The 24,832-nt window shown below is 63.1% G+C and carries 21 protein-coding genes; 14 read left to right on the forward strand and 7 right to left on the reverse strand.

From position 1 onward, the window contains the following. The first annotated feature begins 159 nt into the window (after positions 1 to 159). The gene (locus LVD11_RS11905) at positions 160 to 960 is read left to right on the forward strand and encodes a GNAT family N-acetyltransferase (protein WP_237059299.1); all 801 of its coding nucleotides are present in this window, start codon (positions 160 to 162) and stop codon (positions 958 to 960) included. Between the two features lie 16 nt (positions 961 to 976). Here LVD11_RS11905 and epmA read toward each other — a convergent pair whose 3' ends face one another. After that, positions 977 to 1,930, reverse strand: a complete 954-nt coding sequence (epmA, locus tag LVD11_RS11910; RefSeq protein ID WP_237059300.1) for an EF-P lysine aminoacylase EpmA — start codon at positions 1,928 to 1,930, stop codon at positions 977 to 979. 108 nt (positions 1,931 to 2,038) lie between these two features. Then, positions 2,039 to 2,611 (reverse strand): elongation factor P, encoded by a 573-nt coding sequence (gene efp, locus LVD11_RS11915; protein WP_237059301.1) that lies wholly within the window; start codon positions 2,609 to 2,611, stop codon positions 2,039 to 2,041. Positions 2,612 to 2,725: 114 nt separating this feature from the next. Here efp and epmB point away from each other — a divergent pair, with 114 nt between their 5' ends. The 5 genes from epmB (at position 2,726) to LVD11_RS16925 (ending at position 10,419) form a co-directional block, all read left to right on the forward strand. Continuing rightward, positions 2,726 to 3,754 carry an EF-P beta-lysylation protein EpmB gene (epmB, locus tag LVD11_RS11920; protein WP_237059308.1) on the forward strand — a complete coding sequence of 343 codons (1,029 nt, stop codon included), beginning with the start codon at positions 2,726 to 2,728 and terminating at the stop codon, positions 3,752 to 3,754. A 172-nt stretch (positions 3,755 to 3,926) separates the two neighbouring features. Then, positions 3,927 to 5,630, forward strand: coding sequence for a cyclic-di-GMP receptor FimW-related protein (locus LVD11_RS11925; protein ID WP_237059309.1), 1,704 nt, complete (start codon positions 3,927 to 3,929; stop codon positions 5,628 to 5,630). Positions 5,631 to 5,789: 159 nt separating this feature from the next. Further along, a complete protein-coding gene (locus tag LVD11_RS11930) occupies positions 5,790 to 7,877 on the forward strand; it encodes an EAL domain-containing response regulator (RefSeq protein ID WP_237059310.1) in 2,088 nt (695 codons plus the stop codon). Between the two features lie 157 nt (positions 7,878 to 8,034). Continuing rightward, positions 8,035 to 10,017, forward strand: coding sequence for a M1 family metallopeptidase (locus LVD11_RS11935; protein WP_237059311.1), 1,983 nt, complete (start codon positions 8,035 to 8,037; stop codon positions 10,015 to 10,017). A 273-nt stretch (positions 10,018 to 10,290) separates the two neighbouring features. Continuing rightward, the gene (locus LVD11_RS16925; RefSeq protein ID WP_255775625.1) at positions 10,291 to 10,419 is read left to right on the forward strand and encodes a hypothetical protein; all 129 of its coding nucleotides are present in this window, start codon (positions 10,291 to 10,293) and stop codon (positions 10,417 to 10,419) included. Here the strand turns inward: LVD11_RS16925 and serB are convergent, their stop codons facing one another. After that, the gene (gene serB / locus LVD11_RS11940; protein WP_237059312.1) at positions 10,420 to 11,532 is read right to left on the reverse strand and encodes a phosphoserine phosphatase SerB; all 1,113 of its coding nucleotides are present in this window, start codon (positions 11,530 to 11,532) and stop codon (positions 10,420 to 10,422) included. It lies immediately after the preceding gene. Between the two features lie 101 nt (positions 11,533 to 11,633). Between serB and LVD11_RS11945 the strand changes: the two genes are divergently transcribed. The 8 genes from LVD11_RS11945 to LVD11_RS11980 all read left to right on the forward strand — a co-directional run bounded on the left by LVD11_RS11945 (position 11,634) and on the right by LVD11_RS11980 (position 21,373). Next, positions 11,634 to 12,701, forward strand: a complete 1,068-nt coding sequence (locus LVD11_RS11945; RefSeq protein ID WP_237059313.1) for a hypothetical protein — start codon at positions 11,634 to 11,636, stop codon at positions 12,699 to 12,701. 130 nt (positions 12,702 to 12,831) lie between these two features. Next, on the forward strand, positions 12,832 to 13,263 hold the full coding sequence (locus LVD11_RS11950) for a MerR family transcriptional regulator (RefSeq protein ID WP_237059314.1): 432 nt from the start codon (positions 12,832 to 12,834) through the stop codon (positions 13,261 to 13,263). 25 nt (positions 13,264 to 13,288) lie between these two features. Continuing rightward, positions 13,289 to 14,458, forward strand: coding sequence for an isovaleryl-CoA dehydrogenase (locus tag LVD11_RS11955; RefSeq protein WP_237059316.1), 1,170 nt, complete (start codon positions 13,289 to 13,291; stop codon positions 14,456 to 14,458). Positions 14,459 to 14,592: 134 nt separating this feature from the next. Beyond that, positions 14,593 to 16,200: a carboxyl transferase domain-containing protein gene (locus LVD11_RS11960; RefSeq protein WP_237059318.1), complete on the forward strand. Its 1,608-nt coding sequence runs from the start codon at positions 14,593 to 14,595 to the stop codon at positions 16,198 to 16,200. A 60-nt stretch (positions 16,201 to 16,260) separates the two neighbouring features. After that, positions 16,261 to 17,058 (forward strand): enoyl-CoA hydratase/isomerase family protein, encoded by a 798-nt coding sequence (locus LVD11_RS11965; protein ID WP_237059320.1) that lies wholly within the window; start codon positions 16,261 to 16,263, stop codon positions 17,056 to 17,058. Between the two features lie 74 nt (positions 17,059 to 17,132). Beyond that, the gene (locus LVD11_RS11970) at positions 17,133 to 19,130 is read left to right on the forward strand and encodes an acetyl/propionyl/methylcrotonyl-CoA carboxylase subunit alpha (RefSeq protein ID WP_237059322.1); all 1,998 of its coding nucleotides are present in this window, start codon (positions 17,133 to 17,135) and stop codon (positions 19,128 to 19,130) included. Between the two features lie 2 nt (positions 19,131 to 19,132). Continuing rightward, entirely contained in the window at positions 19,133 to 20,029 is an 897-nt protein-coding gene (locus LVD11_RS11975; RefSeq protein ID WP_237059324.1) for a hydroxymethylglutaryl-CoA lyase, read from the forward strand. Between the two features lie 87 nt (positions 20,030 to 20,116). Continuing rightward, the gene (locus LVD11_RS11980) at positions 20,117 to 21,373 is read left to right on the forward strand and encodes a DUF945 family protein (RefSeq protein WP_237059325.1); all 1,257 of its coding nucleotides are present in this window, start codon (positions 20,117 to 20,119) and stop codon (positions 21,371 to 21,373) included. A gap of 65 nt (positions 21,374 to 21,438) precedes the next feature. On the opposite strand, the gene LVD11_RS11985 is transcribed toward LVD11_RS11980, so the two are convergent. The 4 genes from LVD11_RS11985 to alaE form a co-directional block, all read right to left on the reverse strand. Beyond that, positions 21,439 to 21,792, reverse strand: coding sequence for a DUF4870 family protein (locus LVD11_RS11985; RefSeq protein WP_237059326.1), 354 nt, complete (start codon positions 21,790 to 21,792; stop codon positions 21,439 to 21,441). 91 nt (positions 21,793 to 21,883) lie between these two features. Beyond that, complete coding sequence (locus LVD11_RS11990) at positions 21,884 to 23,236, reverse strand: response regulator (protein WP_237059327.1); 1,353 nt, start codon at positions 23,234 to 23,236, stop codon at positions 21,884 to 21,886. A 178-nt stretch (positions 23,237 to 23,414) separates the two neighbouring features. Continuing rightward, the gene (locus LVD11_RS11995) at positions 23,415 to 24,107 is read right to left on the reverse strand and encodes an aspartate/glutamate racemase family protein (protein WP_237059328.1); all 693 of its coding nucleotides are present in this window, start codon (positions 24,105 to 24,107) and stop codon (positions 23,415 to 23,417) included. A gap of 8 nt (positions 24,108 to 24,115) precedes the next feature. Further along, positions 24,116 to 24,631: an L-alanine exporter AlaE gene (alaE, locus tag LVD11_RS12000; protein WP_237059329.1), complete on the reverse strand. Its 516-nt coding sequence runs from the start codon at positions 24,629 to 24,631 to the stop codon at positions 24,116 to 24,118. Positions 24,632 to 24,832: the final 201 nt, after the last annotated feature.

Raw genomic sequence — 24,832 nt, forward strand, 5'->3', positions numbered from 1 at the left:
CGGCAGGTCCGGGTGACCCGCCTGGATCATTTGTTCTCATTTGTGGTCGGAATTGCTTTCCCCGGTGCCTAGACTTAGCGCAACGGCAGTCCAGCCGGGGGCCAGCGGGCAGAATGCCGGTGGCCCGTTGGACCGGTAAACACAACTATCCTGAAAGCCATGAAATACAGTCTCAGCGCCAAGAACCTTGTCTGCCGCAACCTGGAGTCCCGGGCCAGCTATTGCGCCGGGTTGATCAACCCGGACCAGACCAGGGAGATCACCAGCATTGTGCGCAGCGACAGTGGCCTGTTGTCGCACACGTTCAACCAGGCGGTGACCAATGCGGTCGTTCCGGCGATGATCCTGAAGCGATTCGTGGTGGACTATTTTGCCGAGCGCCACAGCCCCTTCACCCTGTGGCACTGTGCCAGCAAGCCCATGGATGAGGCGGAAATGGCGGAGCTCAAGCTGACCCATCGCGACACCCTGGTGGCCATGGCCATCGAAGTTCAGCGGCTTGCGGCGGATGAAAAACTGCCAGGGGAGCTGCGTGAGCGGCTGGAGATCGTGGCCGTGGGCGCAGAACAGCTCGGGGAATACGGCGAGCTGCAGGCGCAGGCTTTCGATGGTACCCGCGAAGCACCGCAGATTCGCAAGTTCTACCAGAAGCTGGCGGAGATTCCCGAGCAGAAGCGCAGCCGCCTGAAGTTTTACCTGGCCCGGCTGGATGGAGAGGCAGTGGCTTCGGGCTGTCTGTTCGCCTCCGCCGATGCGCTGGGCATATACGACCTGCAAACGCTAGAGGCCCAGCGGGGCAAGGGCATCGGCCGGGCATTGTTCCATCACCTGCTGGCACAGGCGGTCCACAGCCACCACAAATACGTTGTCGCTCTCACCGCGGAAGACCGCCAGAGCGCCTACCTGGATGCGGGCTTTTTCGCCGTGGGCCAGGTGAGCCGCTATCTGTTCGAGCCCTGAGCCCCGGGCACACGCCTCAGGCGCGGCCGATGGGAAAGGCGATGACGTCCTCGATCCTGTCGTAATCCCCCGCCAGCATCAGCAGACGATCGATACCCAGTGCCACGCCGGCACATTCAGGCATTCCGGCCGCCAACGCGTCGACCAGGCGTTCCTCGAAAGGGTAGACGTGCAGCTTGTGTGTCCCGCGGTAACGGTGGTCTGCCTGGAAGCGGCGCAGCTGCTCTGCCGGGTCGGTCAGCTCCCAGTAGCCATTCGCGATCTCCAGGCCGCCCACGTAGGCCTCGAAGCGCCGCGCCACGGGAGTGCCACTGTCGTCGGGCAGCACCTTGGCCAGGGCCGCCTGGCTGGCGGGGAAGTCGTACAGCAGAGTGATGCCGCTGCCCATGCGCGGCTCGAGGTGGTGGCTCATCAACAGGTCCAGGCACTCGTCGCGATCCGCGGGCGCAAATGACAGCTCCAGGTGTCGTGCGGTACATGCGCGCAATTGCTCCTCGGTGGCCGTGTGGGGGTCCAGCTCCAGGTGCCGCAAAAACAGTTCCCGATAACTCAGGGACTCCATCCTGGCGATGCCCAGTACTTCGCCCAGCAGGTCGCCCACCTCACGCATCAGCGCGCGGTCGTCCCAGTCACAGCGGTACCACTCGAGCATGGTGAATTCGGGGTTGTGCCGGCCGCCGGCCTCCCCATCCCGAAAAGCCTTGCCCAGGTAGTAGCAGTCTCCCAGGCCGGCTGCCAGCAGCCGTTTGAGGCCGAATTCCGGGCTGGTGGCAAGGTAGGCGGCCTCCCCCTTGCACAGTGCGGTGATGGAGTCGATATGGGGATCGCTGGTGGCGCGCCGGGAAAGCACCGGCACCTCCACTTCCAGCACCTCCCGGGCGGTGAAAAACTGCCTGACCCGGGCCAGCAGGGCGGCGCGTTGGCGCAATGCCGCGATGGAGGCGGTGGGTTGCCAGCTGGTATCAGTCATTGTGCGGGAGCCTCAAGCGCCGGCGGCCGCGGGCCGCGATCACCAGCGGGGCTCTCCCGCGCTCGATCGCGACCGGCGGCCGCCGGTAAAACAATTGGAACGCGGGGATCAGTCTTCCTTGGCGCGCCCCAGGTATTCGCCGGTGCGGGTGTCGACCTTGATTGTCTCGCCGATCTCCAGGAACAGCGGTACCTTGACCACGGCGCCGGTGGACAGGGTAGCAGGCTTGTTGCCACCCTGGGCAGTGTCGCCGCGCAGGCCCGGATCGGTGTCGGTAATCTCCAGGATTACATGGTTGGGCGGGGTTACGGCCAGCGGTGTGCCGTTGTACAGGGTGACGGTGCACATGTCCTGCTCTTTCAGCCACTTGGCGGCATCGCCAACGGCCTCGACGCTGGCGGGGTGCTGCTCGAAGGTGTCCGGTTCCATGAAATGATAGAACTCACCGTCGTTGTACAGGTACTCCATTTCCCGGTCCATAACGTCGGCTGCCTCCAGGCTCTCGCCGGAGCGGAAAGTGCGCTCCCAGACCCGGCCGGTCTTGAGGTTGCGCAGCTTGACCCGGTTGAATGCCTGGCCCTTGCCGGGTTTGACGAATTCGTTCTCCACGATGGAGCAGGGATCGCCGTCCAGCATTACTTTCAGACCGCCCTTGAATTCGTTGGTGGAATAACTAGCCATGAGTTCCTCTGAATCAGACAAGCGTGGCGGCCTGAATAAAAAACGCCGCCCGCTCTTTAAATTTCACTGTAACTGCTTAAAATTTGCGCGCTTTGCGCCACAGAATAGCCACCTATGATACAGCACGTCCCAGCCGCCAGTGAAATCATTGCCCGGGAGGAAGCCTCCGGCCGCCGCTGGCAGGACGAGATGGCCGACCTGGTCACGGATCCCGCCGAGCTCGTGCGCCTGCTCGGGCTGGACCCGAAACAGCTGCCCGACGCCCTGCGCGCCGCTGGCGGCTTTGCCCTGCGGGTGCCGCGGCCGTACCTGCGCCGTATGCGCCCCGGTGACCCTCAGGACCCGTTATTGCTGCAGGTGCTCCCGGGGGCGCCGGAACTCGAGCCGGCGGCGGGGTTCAGCGGCGACCCGCTGGGCGAGGCGCACGCCAACCCGGTACCAGGGGTCGTGCACAAGTATCGCGGGCGGCTGCTGTTGATTGCCGCGGGCCAGTGTGCCATCAACTGCCGTTACTGTTTCCGGCGGGAATTCCCCTATGGGGACAATCACCTGAGCCGCACGCAGTGGCAGGGGGCACTCGAGTACATTCGTGGCCAGGACGGCCTGCGCGAAGTCATCCTGAGTGGTGGCGACCCGCTGGTCCTGAATGACCGCCAGCTGGCGCGGCTGGCGGGAGAGCTGGCCGCGGTCCCGCACCTGGATAAGTTGCGGGTACACACCCGTCTGCCGGTGGTGGCGCCCAGCCGCATTACCGATGAACTGCTGGCCTGGCTGGCCGGCACGCGCCTCAAGCCTGTGCTGGTACTGCACTGTAACCACGCCAACGAAATCGACGGTGAGGTACGTGCGGGGCTGCAGAGGCTGCGCGCCGCCGGGGTGACCCTGCTAAACCAGGCTGTCCTGCTGCGGGGGGTCAACGACTCAGTGGCCGCCCTGTCGGCACTGGGTGAGGCGCTGTTCGACAGCGGCGTATTGCCGTACTACCTGCACCAGCTGGACCGGGTGCGGGGCGCGGCGCACTTTGAGGTGGATGACGAGACAGCCCTGGAGTTGGTTCGCGGGGTGCGTGAGCAACTACCGGGGTACCTGGTCCCGCGGCTGGTGCGGGAGATTCCGGGGGAGCGCTCAAAAACACCCCTTTGAAATTGCCGGCCCCCCGGCGCCAGCAGCCAAAGGGTGATGCCGGGTTAGACTTGTTTGGCGCTTTTGGCGTGATCCTTGTCGCAATATCGGCGCCAAAAGCATCTTTTAAGGCTTGTTCGGTCAAATTGGCTGTTCATATACTGCTGTAGCCCAATGGATGGTTACAGACAGAATGAAGGACGATATCAAGGGTTCCGCCCGCAGCCGGATGGCCCCCGCCAGTTTCGCGATTGAGCTCGGATTACCATCACGCGCGCTGCCAGCGCTGAGCTGCGGTTGTGCCAGCGAAAGCCAGCTGGACCGGTGGTTGAGCCAGTATGAACTCCACCCTTTCCATCCCTCGGACCAGCAGAGGCTGGTCACGCTGCTGTCGGGGTTGCTCGAAGAGCTCGGCCAGTGGCGCGCGCCGGCGGCCACCCGCCTGCCCATGCTGGAGCTGCTGCGCCAGTACGTCATCTCCTGTAACGACGCCATCGTCACCCAACGCAGTGCAATCAGTGGCACACAGCTGGACAAGTTGCGCCGCAGCCTGCAGCCCGTGGTGGGCGTGTTGCAAAAGCTGTTTGTTGCCTACGCCGGCCTGTGGGTACAGCTGGAAGATACCGCCGGGGTTCCCTTCGTGCTGCGGCAGAAGCGCGCCCGCGTGCTGCACCGGGCGGTGGATGCCTGCGGCCGGTTGCTGCGGGTGGCCTCCCGGTTTGGCCTGGCTCCGCCGGAGCGCTGCTGGCGCAATATGCAATTACTCCTGCAGCGGGGGTTTCCGCAGCAGGTTGCCTGGCGCCGTGTGGCGGATCCGCTGGATTCACGCGGGCGTGCCAGCGCCATAGATGCCTATATGCAGGCGGCGCTGTTTTTCAGTGCCAACCCCGGCCAGCTGGATTACGAGCAGCAGGATGGGCTCTGGCGCAGGACCCGGGAGTGGTGCCGCCTGGCAACACTGGAGGAAACCTGGTCCGCCCCGGGCCAGGGCCTGATGGCGACCACTGCCGTCGACCGGGCGCCGCTGCCCGCGGGTCGACTGGCTGAAGAAGAGCTCACCAGTGGCCGGTTTTCCGCGCCCCGCGGATGGAAGGTAAACCTGACCGGGATCCTGCAGCGGCTGGACAAGCACCTGGAGAGGAATTTTGATCCGCTGGTGGAACGAGTTCGCTCTGTATGGGGCGGTGCAGTCGGTCGCGGTGACAACCGACGGCCCGAACGGGGAGATTGCCTGGTCACCGTCGGTCTGGGATCCACCTGTTTCAACCTGCGGGAAGGGGGCAGTGGCAGCCCCGGGGGAGATGTATCTGCCTGGCTGGGTGCGGTGGAGGAACGCGTGTGTCTGGAGGCGGAGTCCGTGGACTACCAGTCCGGTCGCACCCTGAGTGATTACGATGTCAGCCTGCCCAATGCCCCCAGCCTGAGGAGCGAGCGGCGGGTGCAGGCCAGTGGTGCCGCCCGTCACTACCAGACTGAGGTGGCGGAAGTTTTCAATCGCAGTGCCAGCGGCCTGGGATTGAAGTTGCCGTCTGCCGCCAGCGAACGCCTGCGGGTCGGTGAGCTGGTGGGGGTGCGGATGCCCGATGGCTGGCAGGTGGGCGTGATTCGCTGGCACCTGAGCCGTATGGATCACAGCCGCGCCGGGGTGGAGATACTGGCGCGCCACGTGGTGCCGGTGGAGGTGCGCCGGCGCTGTTCCGGCGGGCGCTCTTCGGCCCCGATTCCTGCCCTGCTGACACGGGACGGCAACAACAACGGTGTAGCCCTGATCCTGCCGGTGCCCCTGTTCAAGGCCTATGACGAAGTCGAGGTGGTTACAGCCAGTGTCACAAGATCCGTGAGCCTGCAACGCCAGACAGTAGCGACTGCTAACATTGCCCGGTTCGATTTTGTGTGAGGTCCATCGCATACCCGCCTCTGGCGGCTGCCCGCCCTTGTAAGCGACCGATAGCGCGACCTACACTTAGCGCTCTTGCGCCGCTGTCCCAGCGGCGGCGCACTGACGGCCTGTGCCCCTGTATGCAGGCCGCAGATGTAAGTATCAAGAGCATAATAAATGAGCAGCAACGACACGATTCGTCTCCTTCTAATTCACGACACACCCTCTGAAGCCCAGCGCCTGGTCAGCATGCTGCACAATGCCGGCCGCCCCAATCGCGCCCAGCACGTGCCCAGCGAGCCGGCACTGACCAAACTGCTCCAGGACAATACCTGGGACCTCCTGATAGCCGCAGAGACCAGCAAGCAGCTGCCCCCGGCGGTGGCATTGCGTACCATCAGCAAGCTGCAGAAAGACGTCCCCGTCCTGTTGCTGACCGAGCGCAGTGGCGCCCAGCCGGTAGTGGAGGGCCTCAAGCTGGGAGCTCGTGATGTAGTGACCGTGGATGAGGACCAGCACCTCCTGCTGGTTATCCAGAGGGAGATCACTGCGCTGCGCAACCGGCGCCAGGCGCGCATGCACGATCGCCGTTATCACGCCAGCCTGGCCCGCTCGCAGGAATTGCTCGACAGTTCCAAGGATGCCATCGCCTACATTTCTGACGGCCTGATTGTCTACGCCAACCAGTCCCTGGCCGAACGCCTCGGCCACAAGGACAAGGATGACGTCGAATACCAGCCGTTGATTGACATGGTGACCGAGGGTGAGCAGGAGGATGCCCGGGCCTTCCTCCGGCAATGTGCAATCGACAATAACGATGTCGAGGCTCAGGAATGGAAATTCACTGCCAGGTCGGCATCCGGTCGGCCTGTACCGGTGCGGGCCGAGGTCCTCTCCACCGTATACGATGAGGAGCGCTGTCTGCAGGTGCGCATCGCCGCCAGTTCCGGCAATACTGAGGAACTGGAGGCCCAGCTCAGTGACATCAAGAGCCGCGACCCGCTGACCGGCCTCTACAACCGGCAGCACTTCCTGCGCATGCTGGATGCCGCCATCAAGGCCGCCGCCAGCACCCAGCGTACCGGCGGCCTGATGTATATCGAGGTGGACCGTTTCGAGGAAACGGTGCAGAAGGTTGTGGGTGTTGCCGGTGCCGATGCACTACAGAAGAAGATGGCGGAGCTGCTGCAGTCGAGTGTGCGCCGCGGCGACGTGGTGGCCCGCTACGGAGAGGAGAGTTTCTGCCTGATGATGGCGGAGACCACGCCTGACAGTGCCGAGCACCGGGCCCGGGAGCTGATGCGAAAAATTGCTGACACGATTTTTGATGCGGCCGGCAAGACATTACAGATCACCGTATCCATCGGTGTTTCGCTGCTGAGCGAGGCCTCCGGCAATGCCCAGAAGGTGATCGACCAGGCCCTCCAGGCCCATGACCAGGCTCGGCAGGACAGTGACCAGGGCAATGGTTTCGCACTGTTCGAACCGGGCGCAGACCAGGAGGGCGATGCCGATACCTATCACCGCGCGCGCGTGGTCCAGGCGCTGGAGGCCGGCAACCTCAAATTGCTGTACCAGCCGGTACTGAGTCTGCAGGGCACCGGCGAGCAGATGTACGAGGTGCTGGTGCGCATGGTGGATGGCAAGGAGGAGCTTTCACCGCTGTCTTTCCTGGAGGGGCTGGGCGATGACAGCCTGGCAGTGAAGATGGATCGCTGGGTAATACTGACGGCGATCAAGGCGGCGGCCGTACAGCGCGCGAAAGGGAAGGATGTCTCCCTGCTGCTGCATATCTCCGCAGCCTCGCTGAAGGATACCGGTCTGCCAGCCTGGTTGAAAGTGGCCTTCAAGGCGGCCAAGGTGGCGCCGAAATCGGTGTCCTTCCAGGTCAGTCAGGGGGATATCAACAGCAACCTCCACGCCGCCCGGGACTTTTGCCTGCAGGTGCGGGAGTTCGGTAGCCGGGTGGTGGTCAGTCGCTTCGGTGCGGGCCTCAACCCGTTCAAGACCCTGGAGCATGTCACCTTCGATATCGCCAAGGTGGATCCGTCCTTCGTCCGTGAAGTGCAGGATGAAGGGGAGAGCAGCGATACCCTGGTCAACATGGTGCAACAGCTGGCCGAAGCGGATACCCGCGTGATCGTGCCCCACGTGGAGCAGGCCAGTATGCTTCCGACCCTCTGGCAGAGCGGTACCGACTACATTCAGGGCTACTATGTACAGGCGCCCGCCGAGCACATGGATTTCGATTTCAGTCTCGATTGACCCGTCGCGGCGGCCCTGCAGGCACCGCAGAGCCGCCAGTGAAGCCCCGGCTGAGCGGTCCGCGGGCTAATGATTTCCCGGCAGGGGGCCATTTGGGTATGCTTTGCCGGATTTCCCCTTACAGCACCAATAAGCAGAATTGACCTGGAGCCATATTATGTTGCCCCGCATACTCTGTAGCAGTTTGCTATGCAGCGCCCTCGTTCTCGCGGGCGGTTGTTCCAAGCCTGAATCCGACGGCGCCGCGGGCAAGCCCGCCAGCCCCGAGACTGAGACCACCCAACCCGCGGCGAATGGCGCCGACACCGGATCATCCTCTGAGCGACAGGCGGACTCGCCGGCACCGGAATCCGGTGTGGATTATCACTCCTTTGCCAACACCGACGACTACCGGGTGAAGCACCTGGATCTCGACCTGACCGTGGATTTCGAGCGCAAGGTGCTCGAGGGTGAGGCGATACTGGACTTCAAGCGCCAGACCGGAAAGAACCCGGCCATGGTGCTGGATACCCGCGACATCAAGGTTGAAGAGGTGCGGGCCGGCCATGGGGAGGAGCTGAAGCCGGTGAAGTTCTCCATGGGTGAGACCGACCCGGACCTGGGCACCCCGCTGAACATCCAGCTGCCCAAAAACGCCACCCGCGTTGCCATCCGCTACCAGACTTCGCCCGGCGCCTCCGGCGTGCAATGGCTGGAGCCGCAGCAGACTGCAGGCGGTGAGCACCCTTTCCTGTTCACCCAGGCACAGGCCATCCATGCACGCAGTTTCGTGCCGCTGCAGGATTCGCCCCAGGTACGCATCACCTATAACGCCACTATTCGCACCCCGGAAGAGCTGTTGGCGGTGATGAGCGCGAACAATGACCCGCAGACGGAAAAGGACGGCGTCTACGAATTCGAGATGCCGCAGCCGATTCCCTCATACCTGCTGGCGCTGGCTGTGGGCGACCTGGAGTTCAAGCCCATGGGCGAGCGCACCGGTGTCTATGCCGAGCCTGAACTGCTCGATGCCGCAGCCGCAGAATTCGAGGACACCGAGTCGATGCTCGAGGCCACCGAGGAGGTTTACGGGCCCTATCGCTGGGACCGCTATGACCTGCTGATCCTGCCGCCCAGTTTCCCCTTCGGTGGGATGGAAAACCCGCGCCTGAGCTTCATCACCCCGACCGTAATCGCCGGTGACAAGAGCCTGGTGGCCCTGATTGCCCATGAGCTGGCGCACTCCTGGTCCGGCAACCTGGTGACCAATGCCAGCTGGCGAGACCTGTGGCTCAATGAGGGATTCACTACCTACCTCACCAACCGCATCATGCAGAACATCTATGGCGACCGGCGTTACCGCATGGAAATGGCGCTGGGCTATGACGACCTGCAGGCGGACCTGGAAGATCTGGATGCCCGCGACGAGATCATGGCCATCGACCTGCGCGGCCGTGACCCGGACAAGGTGTTCTCCAACATCCCCTATGAGAAGGGCTCCCTGTTCCTGTACGAGCTGGAGCAAAAGATTGGCCGCGAGGCTTTCGACCAGTTCCTGCTGGACTACTTCAATAACTTTGCCTTTGAGAGCATTACCACCGAGGACTTCGTCGAGTACCTGCAGAAGACCCTGCTCAAGCAGTACCCGGAAAAGCTCGATGAGGCGCGTATCCGTGAGTGGATTTTCGAGCCGGGTATTCCCGAAGGCGCACCCCATCCGCAATCCGACGCCTTCAGCAAGATCGATCCCGTGCGCCAGCAGTGGCTGGACGGAGAGGTCGCGGCTACAGACATCGATACCGGCGACTGGACCTATCACCAGTGGAAGTACTTCCTCGACGGTATGCCGGAAGAGCTCAGCGACGAGCAGCTTGAGGAGCTGGATAGCGCCTTCGACCTGACCGAGTCGACGAACAACGAGATTGCCTTCAGCTGGCTGATGATCGCCGTGCGTAACGATTACCAGCCGGCATTCGGGCGCCTCAAAAGCTTCCTCACTGAAATTGGCCGCAACAAATTCCTGCGCCCGCTGTACCGCAACCTGGTGGAGAGTGGCAAGCAGGAGATGGCTGCCGAGATTTTCGAGGAGGCCAAGCCCGGCTACCACCCGCTGACCGTCAAGGTGAACAGCCGCATTATCTACGGTGACGACGCCGGTTAAGCGCCGCAGCACCTGCCGGCCCGCCCCTGCGGGTCCGGCATGGGGGGCTGAGGCAGCATCCGGGCGCGCCTGGAATACCGTTCACAGCGACTGACAACGCTGTTGAATAAGCCGCCTGGTGGCGCCGTCCAAGGCTATCCGGGGAACCCGGAAGTGCAGTAAAGTGGTCTGATTAATTGGCGGGGATGGGGTATATTCGACCTCTCCCGCGGGTAGCCAGCCCCGTTCAGGGATGAGCGATTCAGAACAAGAGCAGACAGGAGGCGCGGGGTCATGCGCTGGATAAAAGTACTCGGTTTATTGGCACTGCTGGCGTTTGCCGGTTGCAGCGAGCAGCAGGCCTGCTTCGAGCGCGGCAAGCCGCCGTCGCTGCCACTCCCGCACGCCTTCGCCGCCGGCTGATCAGCCGGCCCGCAGTGCGGCGATCTGTCTGTCGTTGAGGCCAAACAGGTAGAGGGCCGCGTCCAGCCCGAAGTGGGTGATGGCCTGCGGGGCCTCGAGTCTGACCTTGGGCTTGGGATGGATGGCGATACCCAGGGCCCCGAGGTTCAGCATGGGGATATCGTTGGCCCCGTCTCCCACCGCAATTACGCTTTCCAGCCCCAGACCGTGTTCCTCGGCCATCTGGCCCAGCAGGACGCGTTTGCGCTGGCCGTCCACGATCGGTTCAATCACCTCGCCGGTGAGTACCCCGTCTGCGAACTCCAGTTCATTGGCATGGATAAAGTCCACCGCCAGCTTCTCCCGCTGCAGGTAGTCGGCGAAATAGGTGAAGCCGCCGGACAGGATTGTCGTCTTGCAGCCCAGTGCCCGAAGGGATTGCAACAGCTCCCGGGCGCCTTCCTTGATGGGCAGTTGCGGTGCGATTTCTGCCAGGCGCTGCTCGGAAAAACCACGCAGCAGGGCCATCCGTTTCTTGAAGCTCTGGCGAAAATCCAGCTCCCCACGCATGGCGGCCTCGGTAATGGCGGCGACGCGGTCGCCGATACCGGTAATCTTGGCCAGTTCGTCGATAACCTCTGCATCGATCAGGGTCGAATCCATGTCGAAGCCCGCCAGCCTTGGGGGGCGTTGCGTGGGGCCGGCCTGCAGTACCAGGTCAACACCGATCTTTTCTGCCAGTTGTAGGCAGGCATGCCGGGCCGGGTTGAATTCCAGCTCCGCCTCCAGCTGGAAACGCAGGACGGTGCGCTCACGCGCCCGTGACAGTGTGTCCACGGCGTGCAGCGCCCACCCCCGTTCACGGAAGAAAGCCAGCAGTGTCTGGAGCTGGTCCAGCGTTGCCGCCGGCGAAAGAAGGGTGACGCACCAGGGCGCAGAGACCGCAGGCGCTTCCCGGGGCATCTCGGATGGGGCGGTGGACGGGCCTTCAAACGGGGCGGCCTCGCGGTACTCAATGCCGATCTGCGCCCTGCCGGAGCGGTAATCCAGGTAGCGCAGCGTCGCGTCCGCTGCCCGTTGCATCAATGTTTCCAGCGACGGCTGGAATTCCCGGTAGTCTGGCGTCGAGCCCATGGTGCCCTTCCGTGTTGTGATTTTGCGGGGCAGGCATTATAGCCCCGGGGGCAATATTCGCTAAAATCCACCGCAACAGAACCAGAAAAATGTGTGCGCCCATGAGCACCCTGAAAAAAGAAATCCAGCGAATCTACGCGCAGATGCCCCGGTACCTTCGCCAGCAGCTGATTGCCGCCGGCATCTGGCTGGTGCTGGCGTGTTTCTGCGCGGTGGCGCTCAGCAACTACTATGCGGGCCAGCGCGACGCGGCGATCGACCGCGACCGGGCGACGGCGGAGGTGGCCGCATCCGTGCTGGCCAGCCAGAGCCTCGAGAGTATCGTCGCCGGGGACCGTATCAGCTTGCAGCTGCTGGCAAAAAACATGCTGGAGCTGCCGGTAATTTCGGGCATCGCCATCCAGGACGTGGAGTCCAATGCCCTGGCCCAGGCAGGCGATCTGGACAGCGGAGAGGCCGTCAGTGCGCCGGTGGTATTGCATGACAGTATCGCCGGCAACGTGATTGTCCACCTGCACCCCGGTGCCGGCGTGCGCTATCCGTGGGCCAGCCTGCTGTTGAGCCTGGTGTTCGCGCTGCCGGTGAGTGCCGCCGCGGCCCTGGCCGTCGGCAGCCTGGCCGCCCGGCGCACGCCGGTGGTGGCGGCCCGCCCTGTGCCGGCGCCGGAACCGGAACCCGAGGTGGAGGTGGGCCTTTACCTGCGTCCGCTGAACTGGAGCCAGTTGGGCAACCAGCTTAGCCGGTCGGCGCTGGAGCGCTTGCAGGCGGAGCTGCGCGAGCGCCTGCAGTTGCTGGGCAGGATCTATGACGCCCGTACGCTGAAGCATGCCGGTCCCCAGCAGGGCCTGGGCTTCTGCGGCGCCGATGCCGCCTTCCGGGCGGTGTGCTGCGGCCTGCTTCTGCGCGAGCTGCAGGCAGCTGGCCGCTCCAGTGGCCTGCAGCTGGCCACTGCGGTGTTACCGGCGGCGCTCGAAACCGCAGACTTCGCTGGCGAGCCGCTGCTGGGGCAGGCCCGGGACCTGGCATTGCACGAGGACCTGCTCTCATCGCCATCCCTGGAGGGGCGCATCGCGGTGCACTCCGCCAACTGGGGGGCTGCGGTAACCGGGCTGAACGACACCTACCAAAAGCTGCTGGATAACCAGCTGAGGCAGCTGCAGGGCGCCTGATTCCCTCCTGATCCCCGACCTGCTCCAGTTGTGACCGGCTTGCGGGCAAGGGTCGGCCTCACCTTCAGCCTTTACGTTTACGTTAACGTAAAGCTCTGCTAGTCTCCCGGCATTCTTCCAGGAAACCGATATGAAGTCCGAGCAGCGCAAATCCGAAGCGGATCCCCGGGGAGGGGCCGAGCCCGCCAGCTACAGCATCTCCGATCTGGCAAAAGAGTTCGGGATTACCACCCGTGCCATCCGCTTCTATGAGGACAAGGGCCTGATCAGCCCGGCCCGCCGGGGCCAGACGCGCATCTACCGCCCCGAGGACCGGGTGCGCCTGATGCTGATCCTGCGCGGCAAGCGGCTCGGGTTCTCCCTGGACGAGAGCCGCGAGATCATCGACATGTACGACCCGGAGCACGGCAATGTCGAGCAGCTACAGCGCCTGCTGCAACACATCGAACAAAAACGCACGCAACTGCAGCAGCAGCTGCGCGATATCCAGAGCCTGATGGGTGAACTGGATGAGGCGGAGGCCCGCACCCGGGCCTCGCTGGCAAAAAACAAAGAACATTGATGAGAGATATACATACGGAGTCGCTATGAATACCGCCTATCGCACCCTCAACTTCGGCCTCGGTGAAGATGTCGATATGCTGCGTGACATGGTCTACAAGTTCTGCCAGGCAGAACTGGCACCGCGGGCAGCACAGATTGATGAGGACAACCAGTTTCCAGCCGACATGTGGAAAAAATTCGGCGAGCTGGGCCTGCTGGGCATGACAGTCGAGGAGGAGTTCGGCGGTTCCAACATGGGTTACCTGGCCCATGCGGTGGCGATGGAGGAAATCTCCCGGGCTTCCGCCTCGGTGGGCCTGTCCTACGGTGCGCACTCCAACCTGTGCGTCAACCAGATTCGCAAGAACGGCAGTCAGGCGCAGAAAGAAAAATATCTACCGAAACTCTGTTCCGGCGAGCACGTCGGCGCCCTGGCGATGAGCGAGCCCAACAGCGGTTCCGATGTCGTCAGCCTGCAGCTGCGTGCGGAGAAAAAAGGCGACCGCTTTATTCTCAACGGCAACAAGATGTGGATCACCAACGGCCCCGATGCAGACACTTATGTGATCTACGCGCGCACCGAGCCCGGCATCAGCTCGGGTGGGATCACCGCCTTTATCGTCGAGCGCGGTTTCAAGGGCTTTTCCCAGGCGCAGAAACTCGACAAGCTGGGCATGCGGGGCTCCAACACCTGCGAGCTGGTATTCGAGGACTGTGAGGTCCCGGAGGAGAATATCCTCGGCGAGCTGAACGGCGGGGTTCGGGTACTGATGAGCGGCCTCGATTATGAACGCACCATCCTCTCTGGCGGGCCGGTAGGTATCATGCAGGCCTGCCTGGATGTGGTGGTGCCCTACGTGCATGAGCGCAAGCAGTTCGGCAAGGCCATCGGCGAATTCCAGCTGATGCAGGGCAAGCTGGCGGATATGTACGCCGACCTCAATGCCAGCCGTGCTTACCTCTACGCGGTGGCACAGGCCTGTGATCGCGGTGAGGACTCACGCAAGGATGCTGCTGCGGTCATCCTGTTTACCGCCGAGCGCGCTACCCAGATGGCCCTGCAGGCGATCCAGACCCTGGGCGGCAACGGTTACATCAATGAGTATGCCACCGGACGCCTGTTGCGTGATGCCAAGTTGTATGAAATCGGAGCCGGCACCTCCGAGGTGCGCCGTATGCTGATCGGTCGTGAGCTGTTCAACGAAACCCGTTGATTCCCGGCCGCCGTGTTTTGGGTGGGAGCAGCGATTTGCCGAGCCCGATGCAGCATTGCCTGCATGAATTAGCGCGGCCAACGGTCGCTCCCGCAGATCAGACAAGGTTTCCCTGTAAAGGTGAATCAGAGTTTATGAACCAGCTACAGAGCAAAATTAATCCCCGCGATCCCAGCTTTGCCGATAATCGCGCCAAGATGGAAGAACTGGTCGCGGACCTGCGCGATAAGGTGGAAACCATCGCCCGCGGTGGTGGTGAGCGGGCCAGGGAAAAGCACCTCTCACGCGGCAAACTTTTGCCCCGGGACCGTATCGATGCACTGCTGGATCCCGGCTGTCCTTTCCTGGAGTTTTCCCAGCTGGCGGCGCACGAGGTCTACGGTGAGGAGGTGCCGGCAGCCGGTATTATTACCGGGATCGGCACTGTTTCCGGACAGCCCTGTGTCATCGTCGCCAATGATGCGACTGTGAAGGGTGGCACCTATTACCCGCTGACCGTGAAAAAACACCTGCGTGCACAGGCCATCGCCGAGCAGAACAACCTTCCCTGTATCTACCTGGTGGATTCCGGTGGCGCCAACCTGCCGCGCCAGGATGATGTGTTCCCGGACCGGGAGCACTTCGGCCGCATCTTCTACAACCAGGCCAACCTGTCTGCGAAGAATATCCCGCAGATCGCGGTGGTGATGGGCAGCTGTACCGCCGGTGGTGCCTATGTGCCGGCGATGGCGGATGAGTCGATCATGGTGAAAGAGCAGGCCACCATTTTCCTGGCCGGCCCGCCGCTGGTGAAGGCTGCCACCGGTGAGGTGGTGTCTGCGGAGGAGCTCGGCGGGGCCGAGGTGCACTGCCGCACGTCAGGGGTATCCGACCACTACGCCAACAATGACGTCCACGCACTGGAGCTCGCACGCCGCTCGGTCAGCCGCCTCAACCGGATGAAAAACCCGGGTCTCGACGTTCAGCGCCCGGTAGAGCCGATCTACCCGCCCGAGGAAATTTACGGTGTGGTGCCGGCAGATTCACGCCAGCCCTATGATGTACGCGAAATTATCGCGCGCGTGGTGGACGGTTCTGAGTTTGACGAGTTCAAGGCCCTGTATGGCACCACTCTGGTAACCGGGTTTGCCCGGATCCATGGTTACCCCGTGGGCATTGTCGCCAATAACGGCATTCTGTTCGCCGAGAGCGCGCAGAAAGGTGCACACTTCATCGAGCTCTGTGCCCAGCGCAAGATCCCGCTGGTATTCCTGCAGAACATCACCGGCTTTATGGTGGGCAAACAGTACGAGGCGGGCGGAATCGCCAAGCACGGTGCCAAGATGGTGACCGCGGTGGCCACCGCGAAGGTTCCGAAGATCACCATCCTGATCGGCGGCTCCTTCGGTGCGGGCAACTATGGCATGTGCGGCCGGGCCTACGATCCCAACTTCCTCTTTATGTGGCCCAATGCCCGTATTTCGGTGATGGGTGGTGAGCAGGCCGCCGGCGTGCTGGCCCAGGTGAAGCGGGACCAGATGGAGGCGCGCGGTGAGCAGTGGAGTGCCGACGAGGAGCAGGCATTCCGCCAGCCGATCGTTGACAACTACGAACACCAGGGGCACCCCTATTATGCGTCGGCGCGCCTGTGGGACGATGGCGTAATCGATCCCGCAGACACCCGCCGGGTGCTCGGCCTCTGCCTGGCGGCCGCAACACATCGCGAGCCGGAAGAGACGAAGTTCGGCGTATTCCGCATGTAACTGCCGCAAGGCCGCTGCCATAAGAACCACTGAAACACGCCCGAATACAAGGACCTGAACATGACAGACAAGCTGCTGAGCGAAGTCGACAGCGAAGGTGTGGCTACGGTTACCCTCAACCGCCCGGAAATCCACAATGCCTTTGACGATGACCTCATCCAACAGCTGGGCGAGACATTCGACCGGCTGGCGAAGCAGCCCGGAGTGCGCGCCCTGGTGCTGGCGTCGGAGGGCAAGAACTTCTCCGCCGGTGCCGACCTCAACTGGATGAAGCGCATGGCGAACTACTCGGAAGAGGACAATCGCCGCGATGCCGCGGGTCTGGCGGCGATGCTGCATAAACTGGATAACTTCCCTGCACCTACGATCGCGCGGGTACAGGGCGCAGCATTTGGTGGGGCCGTTGGCCTGGTGAGCTGTTGTGATATCGCGGTGGCGAGCGAGAGAGCCAGCTTTTGCCTGTCCGAGGTGAAAATCGGCCTGCTGCCGGCCACCATCAGCCCCTATGTGATCAATGCCATCGGTGCCCGCCAGGCTCGTCGCTATTTCGTCACCGCCGAGCGTTTTTCTGCGGAGCGCGCACGGGAGATCGGCCTGGTTTCGGAAGTCTGTCCCGAGGGCGAGGTGGACCTGACGGTACAGAAACTGGTGAACACCATTACCGACAACGGCCCCCGCGCGGTGGCCATGGCCAAGCAGCTGGCCATGTCCATGTCCAACCGGGTGGTCAACGAGGAATTACAGGGCCAGACCAGTGCCCTGATCGCTGCAGTGCGGGTATCCCCGGAGGGGCAGGAGGGCCTGCAGGCGTTTCTCGACAAGCGCGCCCCGGCGTGGATGAAGGGCAGCGACGACTAAGCGCCTTTCTTACAGCAAGACCGAGCTGCCGCCGAGGCTTGTGGCCGGCAGCCCCAGTGAATGAAGAGCAAAGCATGATTCGCAAATTGTTGATTGCCAATCGCGGCGAAATTGCCTGCCGCGTCATCCGTACTGCGCGCCGCCTGGGTGTGGCGACCGTCGCCGTGTACTCGGACGCGGATGCCAATGCATTGCACGTGCAGCTGGCTGACGAGGCGGTACGCCTGGGGCCGGCGCCCGCTCGTGAATCTTACCTGGACATCGACAAGGTGATTGCCGCTGCCCGGCAAACCGGTGCCGATGCCATCCATCCCGGCTACGGCTTCCTGTCCGAGAATGCCGGCTTCTGTCGCGCTTGTGCAGAAGCGGACGTTATCTTTGTCGGCCCGCCCGCCAGCGCCATCGAGGCTATGGGGTCCAAGTCCGCGGCCAAGCGGATCATGGAGGAGGCCAATGTGCCGCTGGTACCGGGCTATCACGGCAATGACCAGGATGCCGATACGCTGGCCGCGCACGCAGAGCGCATCGGCTATCCGGTGTTGCTGAAGGCCGCTGCCGGTGGCGGTGGCAAGGGGATGCGACGGGTGGATAGTCCCGCGGATTTCCATGAAGCCCTGGAGGCTGCCAAGCGCGAGGCGAAGAACGCATTTGGCGATGACCTGATGCTGGTAGAGCGTTACGTACTGGGCCCGCGCCATGTGGAAATCCAGGTGTTCTGCGACGGCCAGGGAAATGGCGTTTACCTGTTCGAGCGCGATTGCTCCGTACAGCGCCGTCACCAGAAGGTGGTCGAGGAGGCGCCCGCACCGGGCCTGGGCGAGGACCTGCGGCGCGAAATGGGCGAGGCGGGCCTGCGCGCGGCCCACGCCATTGGCTATGTGGGGGCCGGTACAGTGGAGTTCCTGCTCGATGCCAGTGGCGACTTCTACTTTATGGAAATGAATACCCGCCTGCAGGTGGAGCACCCGGTGACCGAGATGATCACCGGCCAGGACCTGGTGGCCTGGCAGCTGGCGGTTGCTGCCGGCGAAGCGCTGCCGATGAAGCAGGATGACCTCCGCATCGACGGGCACGCCATGGAAGTGCGGATTTATGCCGAGGACCCGGACAGCGATTTCCTGCCGGCTACCGGCACCCTGCTGCGCCATCGACCGCCGCGGGAGACCGATTCGGTGCGCGTGGATACCGGTGTGCGCGACGGTGACGAAATCAGCGTGCACTACGACCCGATGATCGCAAAGCTGATCTGCCATGGCCGCAGCCGCCGCGAGGCGCTCGCGAAGCTGGACCGCGCTCTGGGCGAATACCAGATTGCCGGTGTACGACACAATATCGAGTTCCTGCGTCGGGTGATCAACCAGCCGGACTTTGCCGAGGGGCGCGTCACCACGCACTTTATCGACGATCACTCGGGTGAAGTGTTACAGCCCCAGCGAAAACTCACGGCACTCAAGTGCGCTGCCATGGCGGTGGCCATCTACCGCCGGGAGATGCGCGAGATGCGTGAGCGGGCGCCAGCCGGCGACCAGTATTCGCCCTGGCATGCCGGGGATAACTGGCGCAGTAACCTGACCAGCCAGCGGAATCATGTAGTCGATTACCACGGCCTGCATGCACAGCTCAGTTTCTCGGTGGTGGGCGATCGCCTGCAGTGGAACTGCTCTGCCGGCGACGAGGAAATGCTGGACGGCCAGCTGCGCCTGTTGCCGGGTGAGGATATTTCACTGCCCGACGGTCGCCGCATGGCGTTATCCAGTGTGGATACTGCGGGAGGCGGTTCAGTGTTTTTCGATGGCCAGCAGGTGGAGTTCCGCCTGCTGCCGCCAGATATCGGTGAGGGCGGTGACCATGCGCTGGGCCTGGAAGCGCCCATGAATGGGACTATTGTCTCCCTGCTGGTGGAGGCTGGCAGCACGGTGGAAAAAGACCAGCCGCTGCTGGTGATGGAGGCAATGAAAATGGAACACACCCTGCGCGCCCCTGCGGCCGGTACCGTCCAACAGTATTTCTGTGCTGCCGGCGAACTGGTAGATGGCGGCAGCCTGTTGATTGATTTTGTAGCGGAGGATTAAGCGTGTCCCTGCCAGCTAGAGTAAAAATGGTTGAAGTGGGTCCCCGCGACGGCCTGCAGAATGAGAAACAGGAAATTTCCGTCGCCACACGTGTGGCACTGATAGACCGCTTGAGCGCCGCTGGCCTGCCGGTGATCGAGGCGGGTAGCTTTGTCAGCCCGAAATGGGTACCGCAGATGGCGGCCAGCGAAGAGGTGCTGGCCGGCATCCAGCGCCGCCCGGGTGTTACCTACAGCGCCCTGACCCCGAATATGAAAGGTTACGAGCGGGCGCTACAGGCCCGTGCCGACGAGGTGGCGGTGTTCGGTGCTGCCTCCGAGTCCTTCACGCAAAAAAATATCAACTGCTCCATTGCCGAAAGCCTGGAGCGTTTCCGTCCATTGCTGCAGCAGGCCCGGACTGACGGGATTCCCGTGCGCGGCTATGTATCCTGCGTGCTCGGCTGTCCCTACGAGGGCGATATTGCGCCGGAGAAAGTTGCAGAGGTGAGTGCCGAGCTGCTGGAGATGGGCTGCTACGAAATCTCCCTGGGGGACACCATCGGCGTGGGCACACCGGAGGCCGCGCGGCGGATGATCGAGACTGTGGCGTCCCGGGTGCCGATGGAGAGGCTGGCGGTGCATTTCCACGATACCTATGGCCAGGCCCTGGCAAATATCTATGCGGCGCTACAGGCCGGCGTGGCGGTAGTGGACTCCGCGGTGGCCGGACTGGGAGGCTGTCCCTATGCCCGCGGCGCTTCCGGTAATGTCGCCAGCGAGGATGTGCTGTATATGCTCGACGGGCTGGGTATCGAGACCGGCGTCGACCTCAAGCGGCTGGTGGCGGCAGGCGATTTCATCTCGGCAGAACTGGGCCGCGAGAGCAATTCCCGCGTGGCCAGGGCACTTGGTGGCTGACTTGCTGCCGGGGGAGCCTGCCCGGTCCCCGGGCGCTCCCTGCCATGCAGAATCTGCTAACATCGGCGCAAAGCCACAGATATTGCCATGCCGATGAAACTGCTGAAGATTTCCCTCCTCGCCTTAACGTTCCTGCTGGTCATTGTTGCCCTCGCTGCCCCGGGATTCATCGGTCCCCAGGTTGAACAGCAGTGGCAGCAGCAGTTCGCGCGGCTGCAGGGGATGGAGAACACTGGCTACCGGCGCGGCTGGTTTGGCGCCGCGGCCGAGACCCGGGTCAGTGGCCGTGAGGGTGATACCCGCCTGCGGAGTGAGATCCAGCACGGCCCGGTTGTGTTCACGTCGGCGGGTCCCCGTGTGGGCCTGCTGTACAGCGAAACCCGGCTGGCGGTGGAGCAGCTGGCCCCATCGCTGCGGGGCCAGCTGGAGAAAATCTACGGCCGCCTCGACCACAGCCCAGCGGTGCTGGAGTCGCTGGTCGGCGCCGACAACAAAGTGCGCAATGTACTCAGGCTGGAACCATTCAGCCGCAGTGACAATGGTGGAGAGCTGACTTTCGGTGGTGCCGAGATCGTGCTGGAGAGCGACTATGCCGGCACTGCTCTCGCCGGTACGCTGGAGATTGGCGCGGTGGAGCGGCGCCAGTTTGCCCTGGATAAATTCTCGTCCGCGGTGGTGTCGGGCAAGTTTCACTTCGTGCCCGGTGACTCCGGTCAGTTGTCCCTGTCCCTGCCGCAATTCAGGGCCGACTCCGACGCGGGGCCCCTGGAGGTCCGCGACGCCACCCTGCAGCTACAGGCCCGGCTGCTCGACAACGGCAACCTGAGTGTCCACTCCGACCTGCAGGTTCCACAGGTCCAATCCGCCACCCCGGTCACTTCACTACAGCAGCAGTTAACCCTGCCGGATATCTCGCTGGCGGACCTGGGGCACTTCCTGCACGCCCTTCTGCTGGTCCCGGCTGTAGAGCGCGATTGGCCAGAGATAATGCGCCGGCCGCTGCAGCTGCAGCAGCAGGCGGCGATCCAGTCGGCTAACGGCCCCATGCTGATGGATCTGGAGATGGACTGGCTCGGCATGCCCGCGGGTATGCGTCCAGCAAAGCAGGCACCGGGACAGTGGCTGCAACCAATGGTGGGGACCATGACCTTCACCTCTGCTGAGCAGGCGCTGATGCAGTCGCCCCTGGTGGGGCAGGCGATCACACTGCGGGAATATGGCCTGTTGTTACAGAACGGAGAAGAGCTGCAGATGCATATGGAGGTGAATCGCGGTGACCTGCGCGTGAACGGCCAGCAACTGCCGCCGGATCTGTTTATGCTGGCACTGGCCGGGGGCTTCTGACGGGAGTGAAGCTGTGGGGGCCGGACCCGCCGGCAATGATGCGGCGGGCCGACTCCTGGAAACGATCAGTAGGCGGGCCGGTTGTCTGCCAGCGTCAGCCAGCCGCGTACCACGCGGTAGACCACCCACACCCAGCTGATTCCCAGGATCAGGAAGCCGAGGCCGAAGATCCACCACGTCAGCGAACCGATGACAAACCACAGCAAGCTGAACCAGAAAGTGCGAATCTGCCAGCGGAAATGCGATTCGGCCATGGTGCCGCGCACTTCACTGCGTTTGACGTAGTTGATCAGCACCCCGACGAAGAAGGGGACTGCAGTGAACAGGCTGATGGCCTGGATCAGGTAAACGAGGGTCGCGAGGTCACGCCCGGCCTGCTCGCGTGCTTCCTGGCTCTTGATCGGGTATTGCTCGGTCATAGGTTCTCTCACAAGGGGTTCGCTGAATTATAATGCGGTCCTGCTGCCGCCTTTCAAGCCAACCCCCGTGTCGCATTGCCGCACTCGCGGCTCACTTCAGCGCCCAGGCCGTGTGTACGTTGCGTTCCCGCCAGGTTTTCAGTTGCTGCACGGACGCGCGCATCATGTTCAGTATTTCCGTGCGCTGGTGACGGCAGTGCTCGCGCTCGCTGTCGATGCCGAGTGAGTCTGCCAGGGTGCGCAGGCGCGCGGCAATGGCTTCCAGGCCCACCTCCTCGGAGCTTGCGGCAGCCGACCGCGCCTGCTGTTCGGCGTCGAGCCAGTGTCGACCGGTCAGGGCGCTGGTCAGGGAGGTGATCCGCTTGGGCAGGATGGAGATACGGCTGCTGAGCAGCTCAGCAAATGCCAGGTGCCCAAGTGTGTCCCGTTGGCGCTCCAGGGTGGCGGTGTTGACCATGCGAGTGCTATTTCCCCCGGCCGGGCGGCGGGGCTGCTGCCGGGTCCGCCGGGAGACCCAGTTGAGCAACTGCTGCAGCTGGGTCTCCATTACCGGTCGGGCGAGCACCCCGGTCAGGCCCTCTGCCTGGTAGCGTTCCTTTTCGCCGCCGAGCAGCCCATTGACCAGGGCGAAGATCGGCAGGTCACGCCCGCAATTCCGGCGAATCTTGCCCGTAACCTCGATACAGTCCAGTTGGCGCAGGTCGCAGTCGATCAGGACCAGATCGAATTTGTCCCTGGCGGCGGCGTCTGCACCGTCGATGCCGCTGGTGGTGCGCAGGACGCGATGGCCGCGCTGTTCCAGCGCGCCGAGGAGGGTATCCTGCTCCTCGTTCTCCACCAGCAGCACGGCCAGGCTGCCTGGTGAGCGGGCCGGTTGGATGCTGGCAGGCTCGGCAGCGGTGTCTGTCCCGCTCCGGCGGTGCAGCTGGGCCAGGGCCTGCATGGCCGCTTCCAGCTGTCTCTGGGCCATTTCGGCCAGCCCTGCGGATTCCGGGTCACCGCCCCGCAGTAGCAGGTTCAGTGTGCCCTGTACGGCTTCCAGGGGCCGCTGTAACCGGTGATTCAGGGTTGCGTGGAGGTCATTCCGCTCTTGCCGGAGCAGCTCAATGCTGTCGCGAGTCTCACTGAGCTGGGCATCGCGACGGCCGATTTCGTTGTTGGCTGCCTGTACGCGCCGGTAGAGCTTGTTGATGTCGGCTTTCAGACGCTCGGTCGTTGAGCGCGACTCCAGTGCCAGCCGACCGGCTCTGAGCCAGAAGACCATGGCCATCGCGGCGCTGATCACCATGCCAATGGCGAGCAGTGTCGGCCAGATCAGGGCGACCTGGTAATGGGTGAGCACTTCGGGCAGTGGGGCGGCAGAGGCCGGCGCGGCACCCGCCAGGCAGGACGCCACGAGCGTGGCGCGCGCGCGACTGCCAGCGCGATCGATGGTAGTTATCATCCTTGTAACCATTCGCTTCAGAGCGGACCAATTCCTGCGGTCCGGGAGTTTCCGGCGGACACAGCCGCCATAGGGTTCAATCCTCCCTACTAGATAATGCAAAACTCTGCACTATACAAGGCTGGTCGGGTGATAAACCGGCCAGTTTGGGGTACGTAGGTACTGACTGCGGTGGTGCTCAGGCCACCTGGGGTAAGCGTCCGCGCAGCAGTTCCAGCATGCGCTCGGAGGGCAGGAACAGGTGGATGCCCTCGCAGTGCCGCAGCAGCTCCGGGTAAAAGTAATCGAAGTGGGTGCATCCCAGGATCAGGATCTGTACCCCACTTTTGACCAGCGCCGAGGCCAGGTCATCCAGGGCGTGCTGTCGCACGATCGCTTCGGGTGGTACAGCGTCCTCAATGTCCTCGACGATCTGCAGGTTGCCGATGCCGATGACTTTTGCGGTGTTGTTGCGCGCCAGGATCTCCCGCTCGATGTTGGCGCAACTCTGGCAGTTGGCCGCCAGCAAGCCAAAGTTGCGATAGCGGTTGGTAAGCTCGGCGTAGACATCCAGTGGGGAGATGACCTCGATTGGGGACGAGGCCCGCACCTGGTCCAGGTTCACGGCGCCGGACAGTGAATTGCAGTAAATCATGGCGGCCCGTGCCCCGGCCCGGTGCAGCTCCATGATTGCGTCGACCAACTGCGTGGTCAGGGCGTTACGATCCAGAGCCTGGAGGTTGGTCTGGGCCTGGGGGGAGGCGGACAGTGAAAGGCCGATCCCCCGGACCTGGCGTGCGGCCAGGAAATTGAGCCCGAACCGGGTATCCGTGGCTGTGCCGGCAACGATGCCAATGGTCAGGTCACTGTTTTTAATGTTGTTTTCCAGCACGGTTCACCTCACTGAGGATTCAGGGTCATGGCGGTGTCGCTACCCCGGGACCGCCAGTTGATCCACGCCCGGCGCAGCCAGTCGAGATACATTCCATAGGGGCGCCCCAGGGCGCCGGCAATCAGCAGGAAGGTGGCGCTGGCCGTGGCAATCTCGGCCCAGCTGGCTCCGCCCAGCAGCATATTCCCCACGTAAAGGGGGAACTGGAAGCTCAGGAATACAAAGGTATCCACCAGATAGGCGTTGAGCGGGCCGCGGCCACCGAAGCGGTTCGCCACCAACGTGCGATACACCCCGAACGGGCGAGCGATCAGTGTGTTGAACACGACAGCCATCAGGCGCACCTGGATATGCTCCTGCAGGCTCAGGCCGGCCAGCAGGAGCTCAATCGGGATGGCGATCGCCCAGGAGAAGCTGTTCATGGCAAAGATGTCGAGCAGCAGTTCCCGGCGACGGCACAGTGAGTGGGGCGCAGGGTCCACGGTGGGTATTGCCGGCGGCGTGATGGTGGTGGCAGATGACATGGGACTTCTGGGGAGTTGGGGCCGTAAACCGGGCCATTACGGGTCAAGAGATCAGTGAGGTGGCGATTATATCTACAGTTGGGATAAAATCTAGTCTGTATATATTAAAAACCTGCAAATGTCGGACTGTGCATCCGCCTAGAAAAGGATTTTGCGCGTTTTTATCATAGTCAGCGCCATTAGTGCCGGATGGTCAGTACT

The sequence above is a fragment of the Microbulbifer sediminum genome (assembly GCF_021729035.1).
Classification (GTDB): Bacteria; Pseudomonadota; Gammaproteobacteria; order Pseudomonadales; family Cellvibrionaceae; genus Microbulbifer; species Microbulbifer sediminum.

What these genes read in the sequence shown, in the direction of transcription:
- LVD11_RS11985 (WP_237059326.1), bottom strand. Translation starts at nt 21,792, where the DNA reads ATGACCGAGCAATACCCGATCAAGAGCCAGGAAGCACGCGAGCAGGCC.
- LVD11_RS11965 (WP_237059320.1), top strand. Translation starts at nt 16,261, where the DNA reads ATGACAGACAAGCTGCTGAGCGAAGTCGACAGCGAAGGTGTGGCTACG.
- epmB (WP_237059308.1), top strand. Translation starts at nt 2,726, where the DNA reads ATGATACAGCACGTCCCAGCCGCCAGTGAAATCATTGCCCGGGAGGAA.
- LVD11_RS11960 (WP_237059318.1), top strand. Translation starts at nt 14,593, where the DNA reads ATGAACCAGCTACAGAGCAAAATTAATCCCCGCGATCCCAGCTTTGCC.
- LVD11_RS16925 (WP_255775625.1), top strand. Translation starts at nt 10,291, where the DNA reads ATGCGCTGGATAAAAGTACTCGGTTTATTGGCACTGCTGGCGTTTGCC.
- LVD11_RS11970 (WP_237059322.1), top strand. Translation starts at nt 17,133, where the DNA reads ATGATTCGCAAATTGTTGATTGCCAATCGCGGCGAAATTGCCTGCCGC.
- alaE (WP_237059329.1), bottom strand. Translation starts at nt 24,631, where the DNA reads ATGTCATCTGCCACCACCATCACGCCGCCGGCAATACCCACCGTGGAC.
- efp (WP_237059301.1), bottom strand. Translation starts at nt 2,611, where the DNA reads ATGGCTAGTTATTCCACCAACGAATTCAAGGGCGGTCTGAAAGTAATG.
- LVD11_RS11980 (WP_237059325.1), top strand. Translation starts at nt 20,117, where the DNA reads ATGCCGATGAAACTGCTGAAGATTTCCCTCCTCGCCTTAACGTTCCTG.
- LVD11_RS11950 (WP_237059314.1), top strand. Translation starts at nt 12,832, where the DNA reads ATGAAGTCCGAGCAGCGCAAATCCGAAGCGGATCCCCGGGGAGGGGCC.
- LVD11_RS11935 (WP_237059311.1), top strand. Translation starts at nt 8,035, where the DNA reads ATGTTGCCCCGCATACTCTGTAGCAGTTTGCTATGCAGCGCCCTCGTT.
- LVD11_RS11925 (WP_237059309.1), top strand. Translation starts at nt 3,927, where the DNA reads ATGAAGGACGATATCAAGGGTTCCGCCCGCAGCCGGATGGCCCCCGCC.
- LVD11_RS11955 (WP_237059316.1), top strand. Translation starts at nt 13,289, where the DNA reads ATGAATACCGCCTATCGCACCCTCAACTTCGGCCTCGGTGAAGATGTC.
- LVD11_RS11930 (WP_237059310.1), top strand. Translation starts at nt 5,790, where the DNA reads ATGAGCAGCAACGACACGATTCGTCTCCTTCTAATTCACGACACACCC.
- LVD11_RS11905 (WP_237059299.1), top strand. Translation starts at nt 160, where the DNA reads ATGAAATACAGTCTCAGCGCCAAGAACCTTGTCTGCCGCAACCTGGAG.
- serB (WP_237059312.1), bottom strand. Translation starts at nt 11,532, where the DNA reads ATGGGCTCGACGCCAGACTACCGGGAATTCCAGCCGTCGCTGGAAACA.
- LVD11_RS11945 (WP_237059313.1), top strand. Translation starts at nt 11,634, where the DNA reads ATGAGCACCCTGAAAAAAGAAATCCAGCGAATCTACGCGCAGATGCCC.
- epmA (WP_237059300.1), bottom strand. Translation starts at nt 1,930, where the DNA reads ATGACTGATACCAGCTGGCAACCCACCGCCTCCATCGCGGCATTGCGC.
- LVD11_RS11990 (WP_237059327.1), bottom strand. Translation starts at nt 23,236, where the DNA reads ATGATAACTACCATCGATCGCGCTGGCAGTCGCGCGCGCGCCACGCTC.